Source organism: Catenuloplanes niger (genome assembly GCF_031458255.1).
Lineage (GTDB): Bacteria > Actinomycetota > Actinomycetes > Mycobacteriales > Micromonosporaceae > Catenuloplanes > Catenuloplanes niger.
This window is the reverse complement of sequence record NZ_JAVDYC010000001.1, coordinates 8,848,453-8,870,846: the sequence shown is the minus strand read 5'-3', so window position 1 is coordinate 8,870,846 and position 22,394 is coordinate 8,848,453. Positions and strand designations below refer to the sequence as shown.

General features: G+C 70.1%; 22 protein-coding genes and 1 pseudogene. 8 read left to right on the top strand and 15 right to left on the bottom strand.

Annotation, left to right across the window (positions count from 1 at the left end; all coding sequences use genetic code 11):
• Positions 1-514 precede the first annotated feature (514 nt).
• From J2S44_RS38945 to J2S44_RS38925, 5 genes are all read right to left on the bottom strand, one after another.
• Positions 515-739 (bottom strand): hypothetical protein, encoded by a 225-nt coding sequence (locus J2S44_RS38945; RefSeq protein WP_310424952.1) that lies wholly within the window; start codon positions 737-739, stop codon positions 515-517.
• 55 nt (positions 740-794) lie between these two features.
• A complete protein-coding gene (locus J2S44_RS38940) occupies positions 795-1,922 on the bottom strand; it encodes a sporulation protein (protein WP_310424950.1) in 1,128 nt (375 codons plus the stop codon).
• Between the two features lie 326 nt (positions 1,923-2,248).
• A complete protein-coding gene (locus J2S44_RS38935; RefSeq protein WP_310424948.1) occupies positions 2,249-2,806 on the bottom strand; it encodes a GerMN domain-containing protein in 558 nt (185 codons plus the stop codon).
• Complete coding sequence (locus J2S44_RS38930) at positions 2,803-4,146, bottom strand: sensor histidine kinase (protein ID WP_310424947.1); 1,344 nt, start codon at positions 4,144-4,146, stop codon at positions 2,803-2,805. The genes J2S44_RS38935 and J2S44_RS38930 overlap by 4 nt, the downstream gene beginning before the upstream one ends.
• On the bottom strand, positions 4,143-4,817 hold the full coding sequence (locus J2S44_RS38925; protein WP_310424945.1) for a response regulator transcription factor: 675 nt from the start codon (positions 4,815-4,817) through the stop codon (positions 4,143-4,145). Before J2S44_RS38925 ends, J2S44_RS38930 begins: the two co-directional genes overlap by 4 nt.
• A gap of 160 nt (positions 4,818-4,977) precedes the next feature.
• Here J2S44_RS38925 and J2S44_RS38920 point away from each other — a divergent pair, with 160 nt between their 5' ends.
• Together J2S44_RS38920 and J2S44_RS38915 are read left to right on the top strand one after the other, a co-directional pair.
• Positions 4,978-5,253 (top strand): GlsB/YeaQ/YmgE family stress response membrane protein, encoded by a 276-nt coding sequence (locus J2S44_RS38920; protein ID WP_310424943.1) that lies wholly within the window; start codon positions 4,978-4,980, stop codon positions 5,251-5,253.
• A gap of 130 nt (positions 5,254-5,383) precedes the next feature.
• Positions 5,384-5,647 (top strand): GlsB/YeaQ/YmgE family stress response membrane protein, encoded by a 264-nt coding sequence (locus J2S44_RS38915; RefSeq protein WP_310424941.1) that lies wholly within the window; start codon positions 5,384-5,386, stop codon positions 5,645-5,647.
• Between the two features lie 361 nt (positions 5,648-6,008).
• Here J2S44_RS38915 and J2S44_RS38910 read toward each other — a convergent pair whose 3' ends face one another.
• Entirely contained in the window at positions 6,009-7,751 is a 1,743-nt protein-coding gene (locus J2S44_RS38910) for an AfsR/SARP family transcriptional regulator (RefSeq protein WP_310424939.1), read from the bottom strand.
• Positions 7,752-7,898: 147 nt separating this feature from the next.
• Here J2S44_RS38910 and J2S44_RS38905 point away from each other — a divergent pair, with 147 nt between their 5' ends.
• On the top strand, positions 7,899-10,043 hold the full coding sequence (locus tag J2S44_RS38905; RefSeq protein WP_310424937.1) for a SpvB/TcaC N-terminal domain-containing protein: 2,145 nt from the start codon (positions 7,899-7,901) through the stop codon (positions 10,041-10,043).
• 788 nt (positions 10,044-10,831) lie between these two features.
• Here the strand turns inward: J2S44_RS38905 and J2S44_RS38900 are convergent.
• Together J2S44_RS38900 and J2S44_RS38895 are read right to left on the bottom strand one after the other, a co-directional pair.
• A complete protein-coding gene (locus tag J2S44_RS38900) occupies positions 10,832-11,821 on the bottom strand; it encodes a type II toxin-antitoxin system PemK/MazF family toxin (protein ID WP_310424935.1) in 990 nt (329 codons plus the stop codon).
• Positions 11,822-12,123: 302 nt separating this feature from the next.
• A complete protein-coding gene (locus tag J2S44_RS38895) occupies positions 12,124-12,561 on the bottom strand; it encodes a hypothetical protein (protein ID WP_310424933.1) in 438 nt (145 codons plus the stop codon).
• Positions 12,562-12,872: 311 nt separating this feature from the next.
• Here J2S44_RS38895 and J2S44_RS43075 point away from each other — a divergent pair, with 311 nt between their 5' ends.
• Positions 12,873-13,127, top strand: a complete 255-nt coding sequence (locus J2S44_RS43075) for a transposase (RefSeq protein ID WP_374727947.1) — start codon at positions 12,873-12,875, stop codon at positions 13,125-13,127.
• Here the strand turns inward: J2S44_RS43075 and J2S44_RS38885 are convergent.
• Complete coding sequence (locus tag J2S44_RS38885) at positions 13,036-13,626, bottom strand: BON domain-containing protein (protein WP_310424931.1); 591 nt, start codon at positions 13,624-13,626, stop codon at positions 13,036-13,038. The two genes, J2S44_RS43075 and J2S44_RS38885, sit on opposite strands and share 92 nt — an antisense overlap.
• A gap of 346 nt (positions 13,627-13,972) precedes the next feature.
• On the opposite strand from J2S44_RS38885, the gene J2S44_RS38880 reads away from it, so the two are divergent.
• Together J2S44_RS38880 and J2S44_RS38875 are read left to right on the top strand one after the other, a co-directional pair.
• Positions 13,973-15,322, top strand: a complete 1,350-nt coding sequence (locus J2S44_RS38880) for a sensor histidine kinase (RefSeq protein WP_310424929.1) — start codon at positions 13,973-13,975, stop codon at positions 15,320-15,322.
• Positions 15,319-15,900: a GerMN domain-containing protein gene (locus J2S44_RS38875; RefSeq protein WP_310424927.1), complete on the top strand. Its 582-nt coding sequence runs from the start codon at positions 15,319-15,321 to the stop codon at positions 15,898-15,900. Before J2S44_RS38880 ends, J2S44_RS38875 begins: the two co-directional genes overlap by 4 nt.
• A 111-nt stretch (positions 15,901-16,011) precedes the next feature.
• Here J2S44_RS38875 and J2S44_RS38870 read toward each other — a convergent pair whose 3' ends face one another.
• Entirely contained in the window at positions 16,012-16,323 is a 312-nt protein-coding gene (locus tag J2S44_RS38870; protein ID WP_310424925.1) for a BON domain-containing protein, read from the bottom strand.
• Positions 16,324-16,404: 81 nt separating this feature from the next.
• Positions 16,405-16,566 (bottom strand): hypothetical protein, encoded by a 162-nt coding sequence (locus tag J2S44_RS38865; RefSeq protein WP_310424923.1) that lies wholly within the window; start codon positions 16,564-16,566, stop codon positions 16,405-16,407.
• Positions 16,567-17,183: 617 nt separating this feature from the next.
• On the opposite strand from J2S44_RS38865, the gene J2S44_RS38860 reads away from it, so the two are divergent.
• Entirely contained in the window at positions 17,184-18,770 is a 1,587-nt protein-coding gene (locus J2S44_RS38860) for a serine/threonine-protein kinase (RefSeq protein ID WP_310424922.1), read from the top strand.
• Positions 18,771-18,972: 202 nt separating this feature from the next.
• On the opposite strand, the gene J2S44_RS38855 is transcribed toward J2S44_RS38860, so the two are convergent.
• The 3 genes from J2S44_RS38855 to J2S44_RS38845 form a co-directional block, all read right to left on the bottom strand.
• The gene (locus tag J2S44_RS38855) at positions 18,973-19,587 is read right to left on the bottom strand and encodes an STAS domain-containing protein (RefSeq protein ID WP_310424920.1); all 615 of its coding nucleotides are present in this window, start codon (positions 19,585-19,587) and stop codon (positions 18,973-18,975) included.
• Positions 19,584-19,913, bottom strand: coding sequence for an STAS domain-containing protein (locus J2S44_RS38850; RefSeq protein ID WP_310424918.1), 330 nt, complete (start codon positions 19,911-19,913; stop codon positions 19,584-19,586). The genes J2S44_RS38855 and J2S44_RS38850 overlap by 4 nt, the downstream gene beginning before the upstream one ends.
• Before the next feature lie 332 nt (positions 19,914-20,245).
• Positions 20,246-20,662, bottom strand: coding sequence for a BON domain-containing protein (locus tag J2S44_RS38845; RefSeq protein WP_310424916.1), 417 nt, complete (start codon positions 20,660-20,662; stop codon positions 20,246-20,248).
• 336 nt (positions 20,663-20,998) lie between these two features.
• On the opposite strand from J2S44_RS38845, the pseudogene J2S44_RS38840 reads away from it, so the two are divergent.
• Positions 20,999-21,809 (top strand): annotated as a pseudogene (locus J2S44_RS38840) (transposase family protein).
• Between the two features lie 107 nt (positions 21,810-21,916).
• On the opposite strand, the gene J2S44_RS38835 reads toward J2S44_RS38840, so the two are convergent.
• Entirely contained in the window at positions 21,917-22,177 is a 261-nt protein-coding gene (locus J2S44_RS38835) for a hypothetical protein (protein WP_310424913.1), read from the bottom strand.
• Positions 22,178-22,394 lie beyond the last annotated feature (217 nt).

Here is a 22,394-nt window from a genome sequence, read left to right as displayed (position 1 = left end):
AGGTCAGGTCCGAGTGGCGACCGGCTCACCGGCAGGTATCGAGACCACACGCCGGCCGGCGGCCGGCCGATCCCGGCCGCGGCCAGCAGTAGCAGTCCGGCGCCGGCGAACGCGGACGCCGGCGCCGCGTCCACGGCCAGCGGGAGTGTCAGCATGCCTGCGGTGCCCGCCGCCCGGATGACGGTCTGGTCGACGGTGATCAGCCGCAGTCGCTGATCCGGGGCGAAGTCGGCCAGCCGCGTCCGCAGCGTCACCGCAGCCGCTGGGCTAGCCAGCCCGGACAAAACCCCGACCGCCAGCGCCACCGGCAACGCCGGCGCCGCGCTGTATCCGATCGACGTCAGCCCGGTCACCGACCAGGCGGCGCAGTACACGGTCAGCCACCGGCCGAGCCTCATGTTTCCGACCAAGGTCGGCGCTGCTGGGGATAGGTTATCCGACGGTGGGATCCCACCGGGGTGGTGAGACGGGCCGGCCGCGGAGTCACGGCGCGGCCCGCGCTCTACCGCAAGGGTTAGTGATCCGCCGTCGACAGGTCGACGAGGGCCGCGGCGGTGCGGAAGTACGGGCTGCGGCCCAGGTCGCCGACGGTGCTGATGTTGAAAGCCTTCTTCAGCAGTTCCGCGTCGTTGTCACTGACGCCGGCGAGCGCGGAGACAGGGGCGTCGACGAGCTCGGTCAGAGACTTGTCCTGATAGGCCTTGTCGACGGCCTTGGCCAGGTTAGCGGTGATCGGCATTGATCCTCCATGATCGTTTGTGGATATGGAACCGCGGCGGGTCGCCGCGGCCGGCTTATTCCTCGACGTCGGCCTCGGCCTCGGCGTCGTCATCGTCGTCTGTGAAGGAGTCGAAGACCTCGTCGGCGACCATGCCGCCGGCGAAGCCGAGTGCGGCGCCGCCGACCGCGCCGGCGATCACGCCGCCCATGCCCGGCCCGCCGCCGTGGCTGTGTTCGTCGTGCCCATGGCCGTGGTGCTGGTCCTTATGGCCGCCGCCGTGGCCGTATGCGGGCACGCCGTACCCGCCGCCGTGTCCGCACCCGGGCGCATGTCCTGGCGCGCCGTAGGCCGGGGCGGCACCGTATCCGGGTGGCGGGGGTGGGTATCCGCCGCCGTGGACCGGCTGGTGCGGCACGTGGTGACTCTGGTGGCGTTCGACCGCCTCACGCACCCATGCGTCGACCTGTGCGGCCCAGTCCCGGCCGTCGGCCTCGCCGTGGGTGAGCGTGTAGCGGGAGAACGCGTCGGGGCCGCCGGTGAAGATGCCGCCGCGCTTGTCGAACTCCAACACCACCTCGACCGCGGCGGGCGTGGTGACGAACGTCAGCTCGACCTCGCGGACGGCGTGCGCGTACTGCGGTGCCGCGAAGAACTCGATCTCCTGGTAGAACGGCAGCGTCTGCGGCAGGCCGTGAATGCGGCCGACTTCCAGGTCCGCGCCCTTGAACGTGAACCCGAGGCGGGCGAAGCCGTCCAGGATGCGTTCCTGGGCCGGCAGCGGGTGCACGTACACCGGGTCGAGGTCGCCCTTGTCGACCGCGCCGGAGATCGCGACCTCGGTGCGCAGGCCCATGGTCATGCCGTGCAGGCGCTGGCCGTGCAGGTCGGTGACCGGGGTCTCCCACGGCATGATGATCTGGAACGGCACCGATAGTTGCTGCCCCTCGCGGAGGATCAGCCCGCCGGTGATACCCGCCCGGTGGAACTCGGTGGCCGCGTCGTACTCCGCATCGCCGCCCTCGACCTCGACGCGGGTGACGAGCCCGACCGCGATCTCGGCGATCTCGACATCGTGATTGCCGCCGGTGAGATTAACCTGTCCCGCCAGCGGCAGGCCGGGACGGGTGTTCGGATCGGGCAGTACCGTGTCGACGCTCGGCCCCCCGACGCCGAACACACCCAGCATTCTCTTGAAGACCACGCACACTCCCACTCGAAAACATGAAGCGCTTTGCCTGGTACGTCCTTTGTGGAGCACTTGTACCGTGGGTGAGCGTAGCGAGAATCTCTGAAAAGTTGCTGTGAGTGCCTATATGGCTACTTTGAGTCAATGGCATGGAGTGTTGCCTGCCGGAACCGTCGCTGACCAGGAGATCTCAAGGCTGTCAGGCTCCACGAGCTGCGCCGGCGCCAACTCCTGTCTACGGCTTCCGGTCGATGTCCGCCACGGCGCACCGCGGATGTCTCTGTTCTGTCATATGAACGCCCGACTTCTGTCACCACGTCTGGGTGAACGGGGCAGAGCGTCTAGGCCGTGGTGATCAGGGCGGCGTAGTCCGGCCCGGTCAGCGGATCGCGGGACAGCGCCCCGTTCGCGCGCGGGACCTCCAGGCGTGCGCCGTCACGGGTGAAGACGACGGCGCTGACGTCGGCGCGGGAGGTCAGGGTGCACACGACCTGGCCGTAGGTGAGGGTGTCGTCGGTGATGGCCTTCGACTCGTCGGTCTCGGCGACCTCGACGCGTGCCTCGCCGCCACCGGGGGAGCGGGTGACCGTCAGCGTCAGGCCGGTGAGCGCGGTCGTCATGCCGGCGTCGCGCTCTGACTCGTCCGGCCCGGCGAGCAGGTCGTCGAGGTGCCGCTGCGCGTCGGGCGGCGTGTCGATCCGGCGGACCGCCTGCACCAGGCGCCCGTCGCGGACCAGGCAGAGGATCTCGACGTAGGCGCCGGGACGGGCGGGAACGGCACTCGGCAGCGGCGCGGTCAACGGTTGCCGGGGGAGGCTGACCGAATGCGGTTCGTCGTCGGCCGGCAGACCGCACCCGGCCACGAGCGCGACGGCCAGCAACGCAGTCCCGCGCCTCACGGGAGACACCCGCCGAGTTCGATGCGGAAGCGCGCGCCGCCGCCGGGGCGGTCGTGGGCGGCGGCGTGCCCGTCGTGGGCGGCGGCGTGCTCGGCGACGATGGACAGTCCCAGCCCGGTGCCGTCGGTCCCGCCCCGGGCGCCAGCCGCCGGGCCGCGCACGAACCGGTCGAAGATGGTGTCGCGCTGGTCGGCGGGCACGCCCGGGCCCGCGTCATCGACCTCGAGGAATCCCGGCCCGACGCGGACGGCCGTCACGCCGCCGCCGTAGCGCTGGGCGTTGTCGACGAGGTTGCCCAGCGCCTGTTCGACGCGCCGGGCGTCGACCTGCCAGACAGCGGGTGTTCCCGGCAGCACCTCAACGAGGTCCTCGGCCAGGTCCCGGCGCCGGAGCACCTTCCCGGCGAGCCGCGGCACATCGGTCGCCTCCCGCTGCGCCGGCTGGTCGCTGCGGGCCAGCTCGAGAAGGTCGTCGACGAGCACCCGGAAGCGGCGGATCTCCTCGGTGATCATGACGACAGCCTCCGCGGACCGGTCGTCGAGTCCGTCCCTGCGACGGTCGATCACGCTGGCGGCCGCGGACAACGTCTGCAGCGGTGAGCGCAACTCGTGGCTGACGTCCGCGGCGAACCGCCGGTCGCGCGCGATCCGCCGGCTCAACTCGTCCGCCATGTGGTTGAACGAGGCGGACAACTGAGCCAGCTCAGGTTCGGTGCGCGGGTCTATCCGCGCGTTGAGATCACCCTCGGCCAGTTTACGGGCGGAGTCCACGACCGCGTCTAGCGGACCGAGCGCGTGCCGGGTGACGTACCAGCCGACCGCGGCGCCGCCAGCGCCCATCATGATCGCGACGGCGGTCAGCACGAGCGCGAGGACCTGCAACGTGCGCTCGAGCTCGCGCAGCGACACCATCTCGTAGAAGACCGCAGTCTCCGACAATGGCACGGCCACCACGAGCGTGGCTTGCCCGTCCCGGTGGATGCGTTGCGCGCCGGCCTCGCCGCGCTGCGCCATCTGCTGAAGCGACAGCGGCACCGCGTCCCCGACGGGCAGGTCGGCGGTGCGGGAGTACCACCGATCGCCCCACTGCAGCAGCACGTTGCGGTCGGCGCCAGTGTCCAGCGACCGCAGCAACCCGAGGACGTCCGGTGTGCGGCCGGTCAGGCCGGCGTCGATTACCGCCGCGTCGAAGTACGCCGCCCGGACCGCCGTGTTCTCCCGCTCCGCCGCGAGGGTGTGCCGGGTCAGCTCGTACGACACCAGCGTCACGCACGCCGACAGCAGCAGCGCGCCGAGCGCGAACGCCGCGGTGACCCGGGCGCGCAGCCCCATCGGCCTCATCGCTGCAGCTTGTAACCGAGACCACGGACCGTGACCAGGTGACGCGGACGAGTCGGGTCGGTCTCGATCTTCGGCCGTAGCCGCCGCACGTGCACGTCGACCAGCCGGTCGTCACCGATCGTGTAGCCCCAGACCCGTTCCAGCAGCAGCTCACGGGACATGACCTGACCGGGGTGCGCGGCCAGCTCGCACAGCAGCCGGAACTCGGTGCGGGTGACAGCGGCCGGTACGCCACCGAAGAACACCTCTCCCGCCTCCGGCCGGATCTCCAGGTCACCGAAGGACAGCACGGTGATGCCCGCCGACGTGCCACGGGCCCGGCGGCGCAGCGCACGCAGCCTGGCCGCCAACTCCTTCACCTCGATCGGCTTGACCAGGTAGTCGTCGGCGCCGGCCTCCAGCCCGGCTACGATGTCATGGGTGTTGTCGCGGGCACTGATCACCACAATCGGTACGTCGTCGTGCCGGCGCAGCTCCCGGATGCAGGTGAAACCGTCCATGCCGGGCAGCATCAGATCGATCAGCACGGTGTCGGCCGCCTGCTGCCGCTGCGCCGCCAGACCCTCCTCGGCGGTCGGGAAGCCACGGGTGGCGTACCCCTCGTCCTCCAGGGCCATGGTCAGTGACCTGCGGATCCGGTCGTCGTCCTCGATCAGCAAGACGGTAGTCATACCGGCATGATGCCTGGCCGGACGCGCGGCTGGCACCTGGGCGTCGGGTCGCCGGGATTTGTCACGGAACTGTCACCCGTTCGGCCGGGCACTGACGGCCGCACCCTGCACCCTGGATGAGCATGAGGTGCTTCCACGGTGTCATCGGAGGTGGCATGCGATGACCATCAGCAGCCTGGTGACCGCCATCGTCCTCGGCGCGTTCTTCGGACTCAGCGGCTACCGGCTCGTTCCCGCGGACCGGCAGGTGCCGTTCTGGTTACCGCTTGCCGCCGGCATCGGAGCCGCGGTGCTCGGCACCATCGCCGCACGGCTGGGCGGCGTCGCCACCCCGGGCGTGAGCCCCATCGAGATTCTTCTCCAGGCGGTGCTCGCCGGACTCGGTGTCGCGGGCGTCATCCTGACCGCCGACCGGCTCCCAATGCATCGCCAGTAGTCAATCGCGGGTCCGTTCCGGGGATCTCTCCGGCCCGGCATATGACAGTTCCGTGACACGGTGCGTACGGTTCCCGCTCATCACCGTCGCAGCCGTTTGCGATGACCCCCTGCCCGGGAACCCTTCGATCATGGAGATTTCCGGCATCCTCACCGCCATCGTCATCGGCCTCGTCATCGGCGCGCTCGGCCGGCTCGTCGTACCCGGCAAGCAGCGCATCCCCATCTGGCTGACGATCCTGATCGGCATCGTCGCCGCCATTATCGGCACCTTCATCGCTGCAGGGCTCGGCGTGGCCGATACCCGCGGCATTGACTGGATCGAGCTGGCCATCCAAGTCGCGCTGGCCGCCGCCGGCGTCAGCCTCGCCGCCGGCCTGTACGGCCGCAGGTAACCGCGCGTCGGCGGGAACCACGAGCACGGATGACGCTCGTGGTTCCCGCCCCGGGGCACGACAAGCCTCGGTCCGGTAGCGGCCGCCTCTAGATGTTCCATCAAAGACCTCGACTCCGCAGCACACTAGGGGTTGATCTGTGCACGTCGTTCGTTCGGAAGGTTCTCCGTGGGTGGTTACGGCGATCAAGTAGCGCTCGTCTTGGTCCTTGTGCTCGTCAACGCCGCGCTCCAACACTCCGGCCCACCAAATGGAGACAGCCCAATCAAGGGGTAGCAGGGCGAGATGCATCGCTCGGCGGGACGGTGTGCGAGAGAAACAGGTCCGCCGGTTTCGAGACGACACGCAGGAGTCCACGTGGCTACCGGAGAAGGACGTCCTGTGTGACGCGGCGCAGCAGGGCGTGGCAGGTGAAGCGGCCGGGGGCGTGCTCCGAGAGCAGGCCGGTGCGGGTCAGTTCGGTCAGCAGCGGGCGCACCCGGTCCGATGGCAGGTCCATCAGCGAGGCCGCGGCCGCCACGGTCAGCTCCGGCCATGCGGTGGCACCGAACAGCTGAAACAGCCGTGCGGCGGCGCCGGAGACCAATGTGAGCGAACTGGCCAGCACGGCGCGCACGTCGCTGCTGGGGTCACCGCCGTCCAGCGCGTCCAGCGGGCCGCGCGGGCCGGTTAGTTCGGCGGCGAGCGTGGCCAGCGGGAAGCCGCTCGCGCGGGCCCGGGCAGCCGCGACGCTGAGTGCCAGCGGCAGCCGCGCACACGCCTCGACGATCGTGGCCACGGCGGCCGGTTCCGCGAGTGTGCGGCGCGCGCCCAGCCGGCGAGAGAGCAGCGAGCGCGCCTCGCCGGGCGGCAGCACGTCCAGTGCCAGCGGGCAGGCGTCCTCCACCGCCAGTAGTGAGGTGAGCCGGTCGCGGCTGGTCACCAGCGTGGTCGCAGTGGGCGTGGCCGGCAGCAGCGGCCGGACCTGCGCGGCGTCACGCGCGTTGTCCAGCAGCACCAGCATCTTCCGGCCGGCAATGAGGCTGCGGTAGCGGCCGGTCTGCGCGTTGAGCGTCGACGGGCTCCGGTCGTGCGGGTCGCCGAGCGCGTGCAGGACGTCGCGCATCGCCTCGGCCACGCGGACCGGGTGACCGTCCGGGTCGAAGCCGCGCAGGTTGACGTAGAGGCGGCCGTCGGGAAAGCGGTCCCGGACCCGGTGCGCCCAGTTCACGGCCAATGCAGTCTTACCGACGCCGGCCGGGCCGGAAAGCACCACGGTGGCACCGGCCGGTACCTCGTCGAGTACGGCGAGCGCGTCCGCGCGCCCGGTGAACCCGGGTACGGCGGGCGGCAACTGGTTCGGTGTCGGACCCGTCGGCGGGTGGCCGGCGTCCAGCCCGGGAGCGCCGCGCAGGATCGCGGTCTCCAGGGCACGCAGTTCCCCGCTGGGCTCGATCGCGTAGTCGTCGACCAGCCGGCGCCGGTAGGCGCGGTAGGTCTCCAGTGCCTCCGCGGCGCGGCCCGCGCGGTACAGCGCCAGCATCAGCTGCCCGGTCACCCGCTGCTGGCCCGGGTCCTCGCCCGCGGCGGTGACGAGCTCGTCCAAGATGGACCGATGCCGGCCGAGCCGCAGCAGTGCGTCCCAGCGGTCCTGCATCGCGGTCGTCCGGGCCTCGGTGAGCCCGCCGCACAGCCGCTGCCGTGTCTCGCCGGCGGCCACGTCCTCCAGCGGCTGCCCGTGCCACAGTCCGAGCGCGCGCTCCAGCAGCGCCACGCGCTCGGAGTCGGTGCCGGCCACGGCCGCACGCCGGATCAGGTCGCGAAAGCGGTGCGCGTCCACGAGTGAGCGGTCGATCTCGAGTACGTATCCGGCGCCGTGCCGGGTGAGTGCCACGTCGTGCCCGGTCAGCGCCGTGCGCAACCGGCTGAGGTGGGCGTGGATGACGCGGTGGGCGGTCGGCGGTGGCTCGTCCAGCCAGCAGGCGCGGATCAGGCCCGTGCTGTCGACGAGCCGGCCGGCCTCCAACAGCAGCACGGCGAGCACCAGCCGTTGCTTGCGCGGGCCCACGTCGACGGCCGTGCCGCCGGAGAGTGCCCGGACCGGTCCCAGCAGCTTGAACTCCATCCGCAATCCGCTCAGGTGCGATCGTGGGTTTTGCTGCGACGTCACACTGTAGCGCGAGGGCAGTCACGCGGGTAGATGCGTCGATCCACGAGCACCGCAACACCACCACAACATTTCCAGCACAGGCCGCTGGAAATGTATCCGGACATGGCTCTCACGCTCGCCCGCATCAGCACGGCGCCCGGCCGGGCCGGCGCCGCATTCCTGGTCCTCACGCTCGCGGCCGGAAGCATCACGGCCAGCGATCGGCAGCGCACCGCGACGCCGGGCCCCACGGCCGGGATCGTCGCGCCCGTATCCTGCGGGCTGGCCGCACCGGCCGCCGCCGCGCTCGTCCCGGAGTTTCAGCGCACGGTCGCCGACACGGCCGCGACGCTGGCCTACGACGGTGCCACGCTGAGTCTCGGGCCGGGCGCCGTCGCGGAGCCGGTCCCGATCGGCATCACGCCGCTGACCGAGGCGGAACTGCCGCCGCTGGACGCCGGCATGACGAACGTGACCGAGGGGCCACGCGCGGGTTACCGGTTCACGCCGCATCCGTTCCGGTTCGCAGCACCGGTCGAGGTGTCCATCCCGTACGACCCGGAGCGGGTGGGTGCATCGTTCGGGCCGCAGGACGTGCACACGTTCTTCTTCGAGGAGTCGACCGGATGCTGGCGGGCGCTGGAACGGGTGCGCGTCGACGAGGAGGCGCACACGGTGGTGTCGCGCACCGACCACTTCACCGACATGGTCAACGCGGTGGTCACCGCGCCGGAGAGCCCGGGCGCCACGTCGTTCGACCCGACCATGATCAAAAACTTGACCACGGGCGACCCGGGCGCGGGCGTGAACCTGGTGAGCGTGCCCGGCGCGACGCACACCGGTGACGCGCGGCTGTCGTACCCGATCGAGGTGCCACCTGGCCGCGCGGGCCTGCAACCGCAGCTGCAGATGGGCTACTCGTCCGCGGGCGGCAACGGCTGGCTCGGAGTGGGATGGGACATGGCCGTCCCGTCGATCACGGTGGACACCCGATTCGGTGTGCCGCGCTACGACGGCGGGCTGGAGACCGAGACGTACCTGCTAGGCGGCCGGCAGCTGACCCCGGTCGCGTTCCGGGGCACACCGGTCGCTCGTACCGCCGAGAAGGTGTTCCACACGCGCGTCGAGGGCGAGTTCGCGCGGATCACCCGGCACGGCGGCTCGCCGCGCGACTACACCTGGGAGGTCGTCGACCGGTCCGGGAACCGCTCGCTGTACGGCGGCGCGGCCGGGTCCACGCTCGCCGACGGCGCCGGGAACGTGTTCCAGTGGGCGCTGCGCGAGCTGCGCGACCCGCACGGCAACGTCATCCGGTTTCACTCGGTGACCCAGGAGGACGCAGGCGTGGCCGGCGGCACGGTGCCGGGGCGCGCACTCTACCCGCAGAAGATCACCTACACCGGTGACGCGGACTCCGACGGGCCGTATGCGATCACGTTCATCCGCGACCGGGAACTGGAGGAGCCGCGCCGCCCGGACGTCACGATCGACGCACGCGGCGGGTTCAAGCGTGTCACCGCGGACCTGTTGCGTCGCGTCGAGGTCACGCTGGACAACCTGCCGATCCGCGCGTACGAGCTCGATTACGCCACGGGAGCGTTCGGCAAGACGCTGCTGCGGTCGATCACACAGTTCGACGAGAACGGGCGGCCGTTCACCACCCACACGTTCGGCTACCACGACGACGTGCGTGACTCCGCCGGGGCCTACCAGGCGTTCGACGCGGTCGGCTGGACCTCCCCGGACGACCAGCTGGCCGACGCTCAACGCCAGCAGCGCGTCGGTGATCACCTCTTCCGCCGCGCTGAGCCGGTCCGCCGGTTCACCCATCTGGAAAGCCTACTGGCCGGACCGGCCGCACCCCGGCGGACCGGCTCAGCGGGTGCCCGCTGCCGGTGGCCGTTCGGTGACCAGGAACGTGACCGTGCCGTCCTGCATGTTGACGCTCGCGTCCAGCGCCTTGCCCATCAGCGGCTCGCGGCTCTCCTCGGCGACGAACACGGCCGCGCCGTCCTGCTCGATCACGTGGTCGCCGGCGACCGGCTCGGTGGTCACCGCCACGTCCAGCGCACCGTCCGCGGAGTTGCGGCTGATCCGCAGGCCGCTCGTCGGCGCGTGCCCGTGCACGATCTCCCGAATGATACTGGCGGCGGTATCGGTCATGACCAGCATGATGACTGTTCCCTCCGGACCCGGGCGCGTGCCGCCCGGACCGGGAGAACGATGCCCAGCCGGCTTGACGTCGGCCGGTCGGTTACATGTCAATAGCGTGACATCATGCATGCATCTGCGCCGAAGGCGTCGCGTGGCGCGCGGCAGCCACCGGACATCCCGCGTCTTCTTGACAGTTGTCCACGGCCCGGCGAAAGCCCTCATGACGTTCGCGCCGGATCCGTCGCCTGCTCGGTCCGGGACGGGCCACGCGCACACGCTTCGGCGAACAACCTCCGCCGCTCCTCAACGCATGGCGTGCAGCGTGCAGTCCCCCCTGGGCCGCCCGTCGATATCCGGGTGGAATGGTGGCGATGAGTTTCTCAGCCCTGGCGATGTCTCCCGCACGGATTACGTGATCGACAAAGTTCGAAAGGGCGGCCTCTCGCCGCCCGGGAGCTTGCAAGGAAGCGAACAACCGTTCCGCGGAATCAGCGGCTGCGTCGCACGTCGCCGCGACGCCGAACTTCGCTGCCACGACCGCTACCTCTCCTAAGTATTGCAACGGCGGTCCTGTTCGGCGAGGGTCCAGCCGTTCATCCGGGTCCACGCCGGCGAACAGCCCGGGCAGTACTGCCGGACCCGCCGCCGAGGCTCGGACCGCGTACATCGATAGCCGAACCGGTCATGCAACCGGTCCAGTTGCGCCGACCAATCCGCAACATCGACGTCCATCACGACCAAACCCAACTAATCGATCATCGATACGTTGCGCCCGCCGACCACCGTTGCAGTACTCATTCCAACCGGACTTCAGGTCCGGAGTCCGCGCAGCCAGCGGCTGGTTCGCCCCCGGCATTGACGGCACTCTATCAATTCCGGCGCGGAACAGAAGATCAACGCGTTCAGGAAGCCGGGTGGGTCTTCACCCGTTTGCGCACCGTACGCACCGTGCCGTAGCGAGCCAGCCCGCGAAGGTTGTGAAAACGGTGATAGCTCAGGGTGACCGGGCGTAATTCCAGCCAACTGTTCTTGTCCAGCACCTGCCGCCACTTCGGGTGTGGCAGGAACAGGTAGTGGTCCGGATACCGTGACTTGTCCTGGCTCGTGATCTTCAGGACCTCGGCCTGACGACGGCCGGTACGCACCACGAGAACCGGCCGGTCTTTCGACTCGCCGTCCCCCTCCTGGAACGGTACATCGGCATACCAGACCTGGCCGGCCTTCGGCGGCCACTGTCCCTGGCTACGATCACCGGCGTGCGCGAGCGTTCCCGTTCGCCACTGATCGAACAACCGCCACCCGGCTATGACGAGCAGCGCCACCGCCGCGATCTGCACCATCGTCAGGACCATTCCCCACCGCAGCCCCGACTCCGGCCCGGTCTCCTCGCCGGTCAGCACCGCCATGGCACCACGCGCGTCCACGGCCACAGCGAGAGCGATGCCGGCGCCCAGCGTCAACGCGCCGAGCAGGGCGAGCCAGGCCGGTGGTAGCCGGTCCAGCGCCGCCCAGACCGCAACACATCCGATCACGGCGAACAGCGCGTTCCCTCCGGCCGGTCCGGCCAGTCCCCAGTAAGGCATCCCGGCGGCATGCCAAGCCAGCACCGTGCCCGAGGTCGCCGCCAGTACCGCGGCACCGCGGCTCAGCAACGGAAAGAGCCGCAGGCCCGGCCACACCGGCCGATACCACCACGCCACCGCCACCGCGAGCGCCAGTGCGACCGACAGCCACAGCGCAGCCGTACCCGGCCGTTCACCGGCGGAATCCGTGCCACCCGGACTCACCAGCACCACCACCGGCCAGGCCAGCAACGCCGCCACAAACCAGAGAGCGAAAATCTTCAGCGATACCGAGAGCAGCCCGCCTCGGGCATATCCAACACCACGCACCGACCGAGCCTATGTCCCCACTGGACTGCAGTCACCGGACGAACAGCCATAGCGGACCACGTCGAATCCCCGCTCCGAAAACCTCGAACAGGCCCCTCGGATCCGGTTCATCACCTACTTCCACACCACGCAGACCATCATCGTTGTGGACGAGGCCACCGGCCCGGCACGCACTCGCCCGGCTGATCAAAGGATCTCGCCGCTTCGCCTTCGCGATCACCAAGACTCGGTGGTCCGGGTGGACAAGGCACCGTCCGGGAGCGGAGAAGGTCGCCGTCGAACAGGCCGCCCTGACAGGCGGTTCAGGATGCCGGGACGGCAGCGTCGATGCACGCGCCGTTGAGCACGGCTACCGCGTCCAGGAGATCGTCGAGGGCGTTCGCTGACTCGTCCCCGATCGGAGCGCCGAGCCAGGCCGCATAACGGGTCTGTACCTGCGTGCCGGCCTGCGCGATGCTCTCGATGCCCGACTTCCCGGCGTTGTCGATGATGGCTTTGATCGCCTGTTCGTCGATGTCTATCGCCTCGCCGGTCCTGGGTGCCTCGGCCGCGAGCTCACACGCCGTGCCAGCCTCCGCGGCGATCGACGAGACCGGACCCGCGGCTGAGGTTGCGATCGCCGTCGGCGGTGAGGTCGCGACCGTTGCCGACGGAGTCACGGCCGGCTGAGGGTCGGCCGAGCCGCACGCGGAGACGGTCATCATGACGATCGTTGCCGTGAGGATCTGTGCGCGCCGCATGTGTGCACCTTACTGAGCTTCCGGGTCGGGGTCAGGGAGTGCAAGGTCACTGGCGGCAAGGAGTCCTGCAACGTCCGGTTAGAAGGCATCAGATCTTAAATCGGGTAATTTCACGTTCTTGAGGGCTTCGGCATCGGGCCGAGTCGTTGGATTGTTGTGGTGCAGCGTCATGCGTATCGCCGTGATCTGTCGGATGCGCGGTGGTCGCTGCTTGAGCCGGTGCTCAGAGGATGGCTGGATACCAGGCGGGACTGGGGAATCGGTCGCCGGCGGCATGATCTCGTGAGATCGTCAACGCGATCCTGTATGGGGTGTGGACCGGGATCGTCTGGGAGTACCTGCCGCATGATTTTCCGCCGGCGAAGACGGTTTACGGCTATTTCCCCGCGTGGGAGAAGGTCTTCTGCTCAGCCATCGGCGGCCGCGATGGCAGTGCCACAAGCGCCGACGTGGAGTGCGCCCGACGCCGCCGTGTCAGGACGGCGGTGTGCCCGGTGCGGTCGGTCGGCCGGTGTGGCGACCGGCCGCGTAGCGCAACAGTCGGCGAGAATTCACGATCACCATGACGAGTGCCACGAACGCGGCGGCGAGGATGCCGGCCTGCCAGCCGAGCGCCACAGTGACGATCAGCAATGTAGACCAGGCTGTTCCCAGCGTCACCGCCGACACCACGAGCGTGCGGATCCCCAGCGTGTGGACCGGCCGCCGGCCGCTCCACCGCGCGGCTTCCTTCGCCATCGGCGCCACGATCTCGTCGAAACGCGACCGATCACTCGCCGCGTGTCCGGCCCCGGCGGGCTCCGCCGGCTCTCCCCAGACCTGGATCAGGTTGCACACGTCGGCGACACCCGAACTGTGCCGAGCGATCCCAGCGGCCGCGTCCCTGGTCGCCGCGCTCGCACGACCGGTCAGGATGACCACGCGATTCTGCACCGAGATCACGATCTGCCGGTACCTGTCCCGATCCTCGCCCATCAGGTCACGTGCGACTTGATAGGCGAGCCGGGTATCGCGGTCATGAGAGCCTGCGCCGCTACCGTCATCCGGCACGGGCAGCGTCGCCATACGTCCTGCTCCTTCGATGAGCGTCCCGGGTTGTCCGTACTCACCCTGGTGCGCGTATGTGGCGGAGCCCCTTCCGCATCATGACAATCCGATGACGGAGGCGGACGTGCATCACCGACGTATCCGTTCTCTTCACCGCCACTCGTCTCGACCGGCAACGATCACCGCCGACGCAGGACCACCGAGCAGTTCTTCCGGCATTCCGTCGAGCGACGTCCGCTCACCCGCGGACTGGGCGCGTCTTCGTGTGCCCGCTGGTGCGCGGCACTTTGACGATTGAGTGACATGTCGGTCGGAGCCCGCCCTGACGGCACCGTTCGCCTTCGTCCGGGGAGACAATGGCTGGATGAGACGGGCCGGGCTGAGGATAAGGGTGATCGCGGCCTTCACCACCGGTGCGGTGCTGCTGTCCGCCGCCGTCGCGCTCATCTCGTACCAGCTGATCCGCGAATCGCTGCTGGAGGAGCGCGAACGCGCCGCGATCCGCGCGGCGTACTTCGACGCCACCGTGGTCCGGGCCGAGGTGGTGTCCGGACGCGGTGACATGCTGGAGGTGCTACGGCTGCTGGACACCGGCGGCAACCGCCGGGCGATCGTGCGCATCGAGGGCGACTGGCACGCCCGGAGCGCTGATGGCGGCATCACCGATGCCATCCCGGCCGCGCTCGTCCGGCAGGTGGAGAGCGGCCGGGCCGGTGTGCAGCGGGTGCACACGGGTGGCCGGCCCGCCATGGTCATCGGCATCCCTCTGTCGGCGTCGGCTGCCTTCTACGAGCTGGACTCCCTCGACGAACTGGCCGCCACGCTGCGTACGCTCGCGCTGGTCCTGACCACCGTCGCGGTGTTGACCGGCGCAGCCGGCGCGCTGCTCGGCTGGTACAGCACCCGCTACCTGCTCCGGCCACTCAGCACGATCGCGGGCGCCGCGAAGGACATCGCGGACGGACACCTCGACGCCCGCCTCGACGAGGCCGCGGACCCCGACCTGACTTCGCTGATGTCATCCTTCAACGACATGGTCGACAAACTGTCCGCGCGGATGGCCCGGGACCGTCGATTCGCCGCCGACGTCAGCCACGAGCTGCGTTCCCCGTTGCAGACGCTCGCGGCCACCGCGAGCGTGCTGCGCCGCGGCCGCGACCGGCTCGACGACCGTATGGCGACCGCAGTGGACCTGATGACCGGCGAGGTCGACCGGTTCCAGTCGCTCGTCAACGACCTGCTCGAACTCGCCCGCGACGACCGGCCCGCGGACCGCACGACGATCGACGTCACCGAACTCGCCGCGGAGGCGTGCCGGCTCAGCGCCGTGCCGGAGAGCATCATCATGGTCACCGGTGACCGGTCGTGGCACGTCGACCGGCGGCGGGTGCTGCAGATCATGACGAACCTGTTGCACAATGCCGTCCGGTACGGCGGTGGCCCCACCGCACTGCTGCTACGGCACGCGGACGGCCGCTACGAGATCGTCGTCGACGACGAGGGCCCGGGCGTCAGCCCTGCCGAGCGCGAGGTCATCTTCGACCGGTTCGTCCGCGGACGTCCGGCGCACGCCCGCGGCAGTACCGACGGCACCGGGCTCGGCCTGGCGCTGGTCGCGCAGCACGCGGCCGCGCACGCCGGAACCGCAACGGTCGAGAACCGCCCGGACGGCGGAGCACGGTTCCGGGTCCAGCTTCCGGAGGTACCGGCATGAGCACCCGACGGCTCGCCGCTGTGACGCTACCGGCCGTGATGCTGACTGCGGTCGCTGCGTGCGGCATCCCCCCGGAGACGGCACCACGCGACATCGCCCCGCCCAACGGCCGCTACGATGCCGCCGCATCGGCACGGCCGGACACCGGCACCCCCGGCGCCATCGCCGAGACGGTCTACTTCGTCGCCGACTCCCGGCTGTCCGCGGTCACCCGCAGCGTCGACGCCTACCCCGGTCTCGCTGAGCACCTGCAGCACCTGCTCAGTGGACCGACCGCGCAGGAGACCGCCGCGGGGCTGTCCAGCGCGCTGACCGGCACAACCACCATCGGCGAGGTCCGGCCCAACGGCGCCGAGGCCGTCGTGACCGTCGGCGACCCTCCGGACGGCAGTAGCCGCAGCGACGAGGCACTCGCCTTCGGCCAGATCGTCTGCACGCTCGCGACACGACCCGGCACCGCGGTCGTCTCCTTCACCCGCGACGGCCAGCGACTCCGCGTGCCACGCGCCGACGGGTCACTCTCCGAAGGCGCCCTCACCTGCGGTGACTATGCAGGCCTGCTGGCCGAGGACGAGTAGCCCCGTCCGGAGTACCGGACCGGCGCGGGCCGGGTGACACGGACCCGCGTCGCCCACGACCGGATCGGCAGGAGAACGGGTTGCAGACCGCGCCGGCCACACCGGGTCGCGTCAGGGCAACGCGTCGTCCCAGCCTCCGGGGATCGCAAGCGCGTTGCAGACGTCGATGACGCCCGGGGTCTGCCAGACCTCCTCGCCGATCCGCACCGCCAGCTCCGCGGTGTCCACGTCGCCCTCCAGGATGACGACCCGATTCTGCACGGACACCCGCGCGAGCTGGGCGCGCAGGTGCGCGACACGCATCAGCCGGTGAACCACCATCCGGCGGATGCGCTCATCGGCAGGCTCCCCGGTGCCGTCCGCATGCGGCCCCGGGTGGTAGTCATCGTCGTGGTCGTCATCATCCGGGTACGGAATACCCATGCTTCTCCTCACGGCCGCAGCGTCCGTGCCCGTGACCGGCCGGTCGATCAACCCTCCTGGCGGCGCGGCGTCAGCCGTCTCTCAGAGCAGGACGGTACGGGTACGGTCACCACCGCGACGATGGTGCGACGCCGGGCGTCCCGCCCAGCTCCCGGCGGGCACCAGCAGCACCGGGGCGACCGGCCAGCGACGACCGGTGCCGTTCTGCGGCGGCCGGATACAGCCGTCAGGCACGTGCCTCATCAGACGTCCTCTCCGCCACGAGCAACCGACGCCCGGTGACGGTGAACGTGACAGTCCCGTCAGTCGCGCCGATGCTCGCGTCCAGTGGCTCCCTGCCCCGCGCATCTGGCGATGATCTCCCGGAGGGACCGCCGTGGCAGTCACTCACGACCAGCGTGTCGGCGGCTCTCCGGGTGGGCAGGCAGGTATCTTCCGATCGATACGACCCTGCCCCACGCGCTTCACGCCGACCGATCGCTTCCATGTCAAACGTGTGACATACAGGCACGTAGTCGAGACGAGAAGCTGGTCGCTCACGGACACGAGCGGATGTGGGAATAGGGTCTTACGCGCGGCCGCAGTGCACGTGATCGACATTCCGTGCTTGTCTGCACCTGATTGGCACGAGAGCGTGAAGGGTGCCGCAGATGGCATGAGCGCGAACCGGCGACGGCGGATCTCACCGCCGGAGTCGAAGTCATCCAGCCGGGATTCCCGCACCGTACGCCCGCTCCGCGAATGATTCACCATCGTCCTGGCCGCAAGGCGGCCGGCACCTGGCCGCTCCGGCGAAAAGTCATCCATCCGTCACTCCGACGCGGAAGATCCGAGACGATGGTCCGGCAGCGTTGGCCAGGATGAGGTGCATAGGAGACCGGTACCGGTTGGACGCGCAGATCGGGCGCGGTGGCATGGCCGTCGTCTGGCGCGGCCACGACCTCGTATTGCGCCGTACGGTGGCCGTCAAGGTGTGGTCGCCGGCATCGGACCCGGAGCCGGCCTCCGCCCGGCGGATGCGCGACGAGGCCGCCGCCGCGGCGCGGTTGAGCCATCCGCGGGTCGCCCGAATCTTCGACTACGGCGAGGACGAGGCATGGGGCCACACCACTCCGTACCTGGTGCTGGAGTTCATCGAGGGCGAGACGCTGGCCGATCGCCTGCGCCGCGGCCCTCTACCGTGGGCGCAGGCGGCGCGCGTGTGCGCCGAGATCGCCGAAGGGCTGGCAGCGGCGCACGCGGCCGGGCTCGTGCACCGGGACATCAAGCCGGCCAACGTGATGCTCTCCGCGGAGGGCGCGAAAATCATCGACTTCGGTGTAGCGTCACCGGCGGGCCGGGAAACCCTCGACCCGACCGGCCGCGTCTGGGGCACGCTCGCCTTCCTCGCGCCGGAGCAGGTGCACGGCGGACCGGCATTGCCGTCCGGAGACGTCTACGCGCTCGCGGTAACGCTCGGCGAGTGCCTGTCCGGGCGCCGCGCGGCGCCCACATCCCGCCAGCGGACCGGCCCGTCGCCGGCGCCGCCGCACGCGCGAGGACTTCCCGCATCGGTTGCGTCCCTGCACCGGCGCTGCGTCGCAGCGGATCCGCGGGCGCGGCCCACGGCCAGTGATGTCGCGCACGAGCTGCGTGCCGCGGTGGCCGAGCACGCATGTCCGGCCGGGCGTACACCGGCGGCACGCCCGCGACGCATCGCCGGTGTGCTGGCCGGGTCCGCCGCGGTGGTGACCGCGGCCATCGTGGCGGCACAGATCGGTGGTACGGCTCCCGACCGGGTGAGGGCGGCGGACGATGCGCCGGCGGGCCCGGCATGCTCGGCGCGGTACGAAACCCGGCGTGGCACCGACGGCACGTTCGCGGCGACGCTGACGGTGACCAACACCGGCCGCCTCGCGCTGACGGGGTGGGCCCTTACCTTCGCGGTACCGCGCGGGCACACGCTGACCGAGGTGCGGCCTGCGACCGCGTGGTCCCAGGATCAGCGGACGGTACGCATCGTCGCGCAGGATCGGCTGCCGGTGGGCACCGCAATCACGGTACGGGTCGGCGGCCGATTCGATCCGGCCGTGTCCGGCCTGCCCACCGGGTTCACCATTGACCGTACGCCGTGCGGTGGCGTGCGGGTCGAGGTGCGTTCACGCGAGGCGGGCGTCGTGGCGCCGCCGACCCGTGCCACCGAGGACAACGCGGTACCCGACCCGTCTTCCGTGCCGGTCGGCGGGCCGTTGTCGCCTTCGCCCTCGGCGGCTGCACCGCCGTCCTCACCACCACCGTCCTCACCACCATCGTCAGAACCCGAGCCAGCCGAGTCAGCACCTGCGACGACCGCGCCGGTGCCGTCGGCGACCGCGCCGGTGCCGTCGGCGACCGCGCCGGTGCCGTCGGCGGCCCCAGCTCCGCCGCCGGCCACACAGCCGGCTCCGGCTGGGTCCGCGTCGGCCTGAGCGCATTGAACACGGTCGCACGAGAATGCCGGAGAACACGGCCGGAGGCGCACCGCTTCGGCTACGTACCCCGGCACCTCACATTGACGTCCGCAAACCGTCACGGCCACGGGCGCGGTCCAGCCGACGGCCGAGGCCGGCGACCATCCGCCGGTGGTGCAGGCGTGGCACTCGCCGGCTCGTACCGTCGGGCACCGGAGGATCAGCCGACGCCGTCAGCCGGCTCGGCGGCGTTCACGGTGTCCGGCGCGGACGACCGGCTCCACGCCAGCGCGGCGGAACGATCGGCGAAGCACGGAAAGGCCCCGGAGAGGCGCATGGTGTGCAGCACGGCCAGGACGAATCTCGACGGCGCGGCCAGGCACACCTGCCCGCTACGACGCCGACACGCCTGACGCACACGAACGAGCCCGGACAGGCCCTCGGGGTCGACGATCGCCACGCCACCCAGATCGAGCACGACATTCGCGCAGCTTCCAGGCGCACGCTCGATCGCGTTCTGCAATGTGTCCGCGACGTGCCGATCGACAGCGCCGGTCACCTCGGCGACGAGAGTTTCGCCGGCGCCCCGGGCGACCACCGCACCGGCCGGTACTGCTGATGGCGCCTCGACCGGCGGGGTCTCCGGCGCGGTTCGGCAGGCCGGGCAGAGATGACGTCCGGCGGCGAAGGCGGAGCCGGACCAACCCGCATCGCTGACCACCGGCCACACCAGTTCGTCCTCCCGCACCAAGTGGTCAGGCTGGTCGTTCGCGTCGCCGCACGAATCGCAGATGAGCCGGACCGTCCCGGGGATCCCGCCCGGCACCGCCGTCATTGCGTCTCTCCGTCCGGCCCGGCGCGGCCCGACACGGCAACAGCCGGCTCCGCGGCAAGTTCCACCTCGATGACATCAGCGATGTGGGCGAGGGCGAGCAGGCGATGCACCCGGCATGACGGGCGTCGCAGAATCAGCCGGCCTCCGTCGTGCCAGACCCTGCGGTGGGTGGCGAGCAGCAGATCGACCGCAGACGCGTCGATGGTGGTGCAGCCGGCCAGGTCCAGAACGAGCCGGTGCGGCCGGATCGCCTGTGCACCGTCGAGGACGTCCGCCACTCCCGCGATCGTGTGCTGGTCGAAGCGGTCCCTGATCTCGATCTCCACCAGGGCCGCAACGGAGGCCGTCGTTACCATCGCCGCGCCTTCCTCGTACCGGAACCATGACATACCTCAGCCTGCACACGGCGCTTGACAGAAGATCTCCATACGCATGTCGGTCCGATGACGTTCCGCGGTGCCGCGCGCGTCTCGCCGGTCGGCCGGTGCCGGATGGAGACGTCGGCTGCGGATCGGGACCCTCAGCGCCGGTGTGACCGGCGGCGTGCCACGACCGTCGCCCGCCCGGCCAGCACAGCCAGGACGGCCAGCACGGGGGCCAGCAACACGACCAGCATCCCCCGCCAGCCGGCCTGTATCACCGAGATAAGCAGCAGCGATCAGAACACGGCGGCCGACAGGACCGCCGTCACCAGCGCTCCGGTCCGGGACACCGCCGGCGGCCGCCGGGCCCACCGCGGCGGCTCCGAGACGAGTCCGGCCACGATCGCGTCGAATCGATGCCGTTCGACCGTGACACCGGTGTCCGGCGCGTCGATACGCTTGCATACGTTACGGACCCCGGTACTACGCAGGGCGATGCCACCTGCCACCTCCCGGACCTCCGCGCCCGCGCGACCGCTGAGGATGGCGACACCATCACGCACGGCGACCACGATTCGCTCATGTCGGGTCCGGTCGTCCGCCAGCAGGTCGTGCGCGACCTGGTAGGTCAGCCGTACGTCGAGTCCTGATATGCCGCGGGGCCGGGGCGCTTCCTCGCCCGTGCCGTCGTCCGGCAGAGGCAGCGCCGCCATGTCTCACTCCTACGCGTGTGCAGGCGCGTCGCGTGCAAACCGGGCCGACGGCGAGTTCCCCGACGGGATCTGCGCTCCGCAGCACTCGCCACCGATGCGGCACCACGCGTCCAGGGGCCGTGAGCGGAATGTCCGGGCACCCGTGTGCCGGCGCCCGAACCGGTACGCCGGCGCACGGGTGCCCGTCCGGCCCGCGGCCGCCCGGACCGGGCGGCGTACGTGATCACCGCCTGGAGACCATGAGCCTTTTTCATCGTGACGGTGCAGGTCACGGGCAGGGTGGGAGGCCGGTGTCCACGTAGGACGAGGCTCCCGGTAAGACAGCAATCGACCAAGATCAGATGCCCCAACCGGGAGCCTCGCCATGCTGTCTTACCGTCCACGATCTCGTTGTCCAGCCGGACCCTGAACCACCTCGCCAACCGCATCCGTAGCTACCGCCAGCAGCGCAAATCCCGGTGGAGACGACTCGGCCCAGGCCGTCAGGCCCTGCTCGCCCTGGCCCATCTGCGCAACGGCGACACCTACGCCCGCCTCGCCACCGGGTTCAAGATCGGGATCACGACCGCCTGGCGCTACGTCCAGGAAGCGATCACCCTGCTCAGCGCAGCAGCCAACGACCTGGACGCCGCGATGCGGCGCATCCGACTGCTGGCGTACGCGATCCTGGACGGCACGCTGATCCCGATCGACCGGGTCGCCAACCAGAAGCCCTACAACTGGCGGAAAACACAAACGTCACGGAGTCAACGTGCAGGTCGTCGCCGACGCGGCCGGGCGCCTGGTATGTGCGTCCGCCGCGCTACCCGGCGCCGTTCATGACCTGACCGCCGCCCGCACCCACGGCATCATCAACGCGCTGACCAGCGCACATGTGATGACCTTCGCCGATAAGGGCTACCAAGGCGCCGGCGGCGCCATCCGGACGCCGTTCAAACGCCATCACCGCCGACCGAAGCTGTCACGCCGGCAGAAGGCCGTCAACCGCGCCCACGCGAAGATCCGCACCCGCGGTGAACGCGCGATCGCCACCCTCAAAACCTGGAAGATCCTGGCCAAACTGCGGTGCTGCCCACGCCGCGCGACCGCGATCGTGCAGGCCATCCTCACCCTGCACCACGTCGAAGCCAACCGCTGCGCAGGATGAAAAAGGCTCCATGGTGCCGTGCGTTCTTGACAGGCTTCGCCCCGGATGATGACGAAGTCATGACGGTCCTCGTCCGGTGTGGACGATGAGGTACCGGCAGGCCGTGGTCAGTGCGGCCGGGACAGCAGCATCTGACTGGCGAGATCGGCATTCGCGTTGGCATCGAGTCTGGCGTTCTCGAGCGCGGCGGCAGCCGACCGGTCCATATACACATTGACGCCCGGAACTGCGATATCACTGTCGGCGGGCGCCGGGACGACGGAGAGGGAGAATCTGTTGTCGTTGACCTTCCGAATACTCAACCCAGCATTCGGATACACGTCGGTATTCGTCATTCGCCGTAGCGCCCGAGCGGCATTGTCGGTCACAGCTATCACAGTGCACCTCCTTGAGCTCCTACCCTCACACTCGCCGATGTCACCGAACCCGGCAACCCTGCCGGCCAAGGAGTCACGAGAACTTCACCGAACCGCGAACATCGTCATACGGCCGTCGGTACGCGCGCGCCCGCGGCCCTGGCCCGGTAAGGGCGACCGCGTTCACGGCCCTCCGAGAAAGGGCCTCCGCACCTGCCTCCACGTTGGA

Coding starts and splice junctions, on each gene's coding strand:
- J2S44_RS38845 (WP_310424916.1), bottom strand. CDS start 20,662: ATGGCGGCGCTGCCTCTGCCGGACGACGGCACGGGCGAGGAAGCGCCC.
- J2S44_RS38925 (WP_310424945.1), bottom strand. CDS start 4,817: ATGACTACCGTCTTGCTGATCGAGGACGACGACCGGATCCGCAGGTCA.
- J2S44_RS38860 (WP_310424922.1), top strand. CDS start 17,184: ATGAGGTGCATAGGAGACCGGTACCGGTTGGACGCGCAGATCGGGCGC.
- J2S44_RS38895 (WP_310424933.1), bottom strand. CDS start 12,561: ATGCGGCGCGCACAGATCCTCACGGCAACGATCGTCATGATGACCGTC.
- J2S44_RS38905 (WP_310424937.1), top strand. CDS start 7,899: ATGGCTCTCACGCTCGCCCGCATCAGCACGGCGCCCGGCCGGGCCGGC.
- J2S44_RS38855 (WP_310424920.1), bottom strand. CDS start 19,587: ATGACGGCGGTGCCGGGCGGGATCCCCGGGACGGTCCGGCTCATCTGC.
- J2S44_RS38945 (WP_310424952.1), bottom strand. CDS start 739: ATGCCGATCACCGCTAACCTGGCCAAGGCCGTCGACAAGGCCTATCAG.
- J2S44_RS38930 (WP_310424947.1), bottom strand. CDS start 4,146: ATGAGGCCGATGGGGCTGCGCGCCCGGGTCACCGCGGCGTTCGCGCTC.
- J2S44_RS38875 (WP_310424927.1), top strand. CDS start 15,319: ATGAGCACCCGACGGCTCGCCGCTGTGACGCTACCGGCCGTGATGCTG.
- J2S44_RS38865 (WP_310424923.1), bottom strand. CDS start 16,566: ATGAGGCACGTGCCTGACGGCTGTATCCGGCCGCCGCAGAACGGCACC.
- J2S44_RS38880 (WP_310424929.1), top strand. CDS start 13,973: ATGAGACGGGCCGGGCTGAGGATAAGGGTGATCGCGGCCTTCACCACC.
- J2S44_RS38910 (WP_310424939.1), bottom strand. CDS start 7,751: ATGGAGTTCAAGCTGCTGGGACCGGTCCGGGCACTCTCCGGCGGCACG.
- J2S44_RS38915 (WP_310424941.1), top strand. CDS start 5,384: ATGGAGATTTCCGGCATCCTCACCGCCATCGTCATCGGCCTCGTCATC.
- J2S44_RS38870 (WP_310424925.1), bottom strand. CDS start 16,323: ATGGGTATTCCGTACCCGGATGATGACGACCACGACGATGACTACCAC.
- J2S44_RS38920 (WP_310424943.1), top strand. CDS start 4,978: ATGACCATCAGCAGCCTGGTGACCGCCATCGTCCTCGGCGCGTTCTTC.
- J2S44_RS38885 (WP_310424931.1), bottom strand. CDS start 13,626: ATGGCGACGCTGCCCGTGCCGGATGACGGTAGCGGCGCAGGCTCTCAT.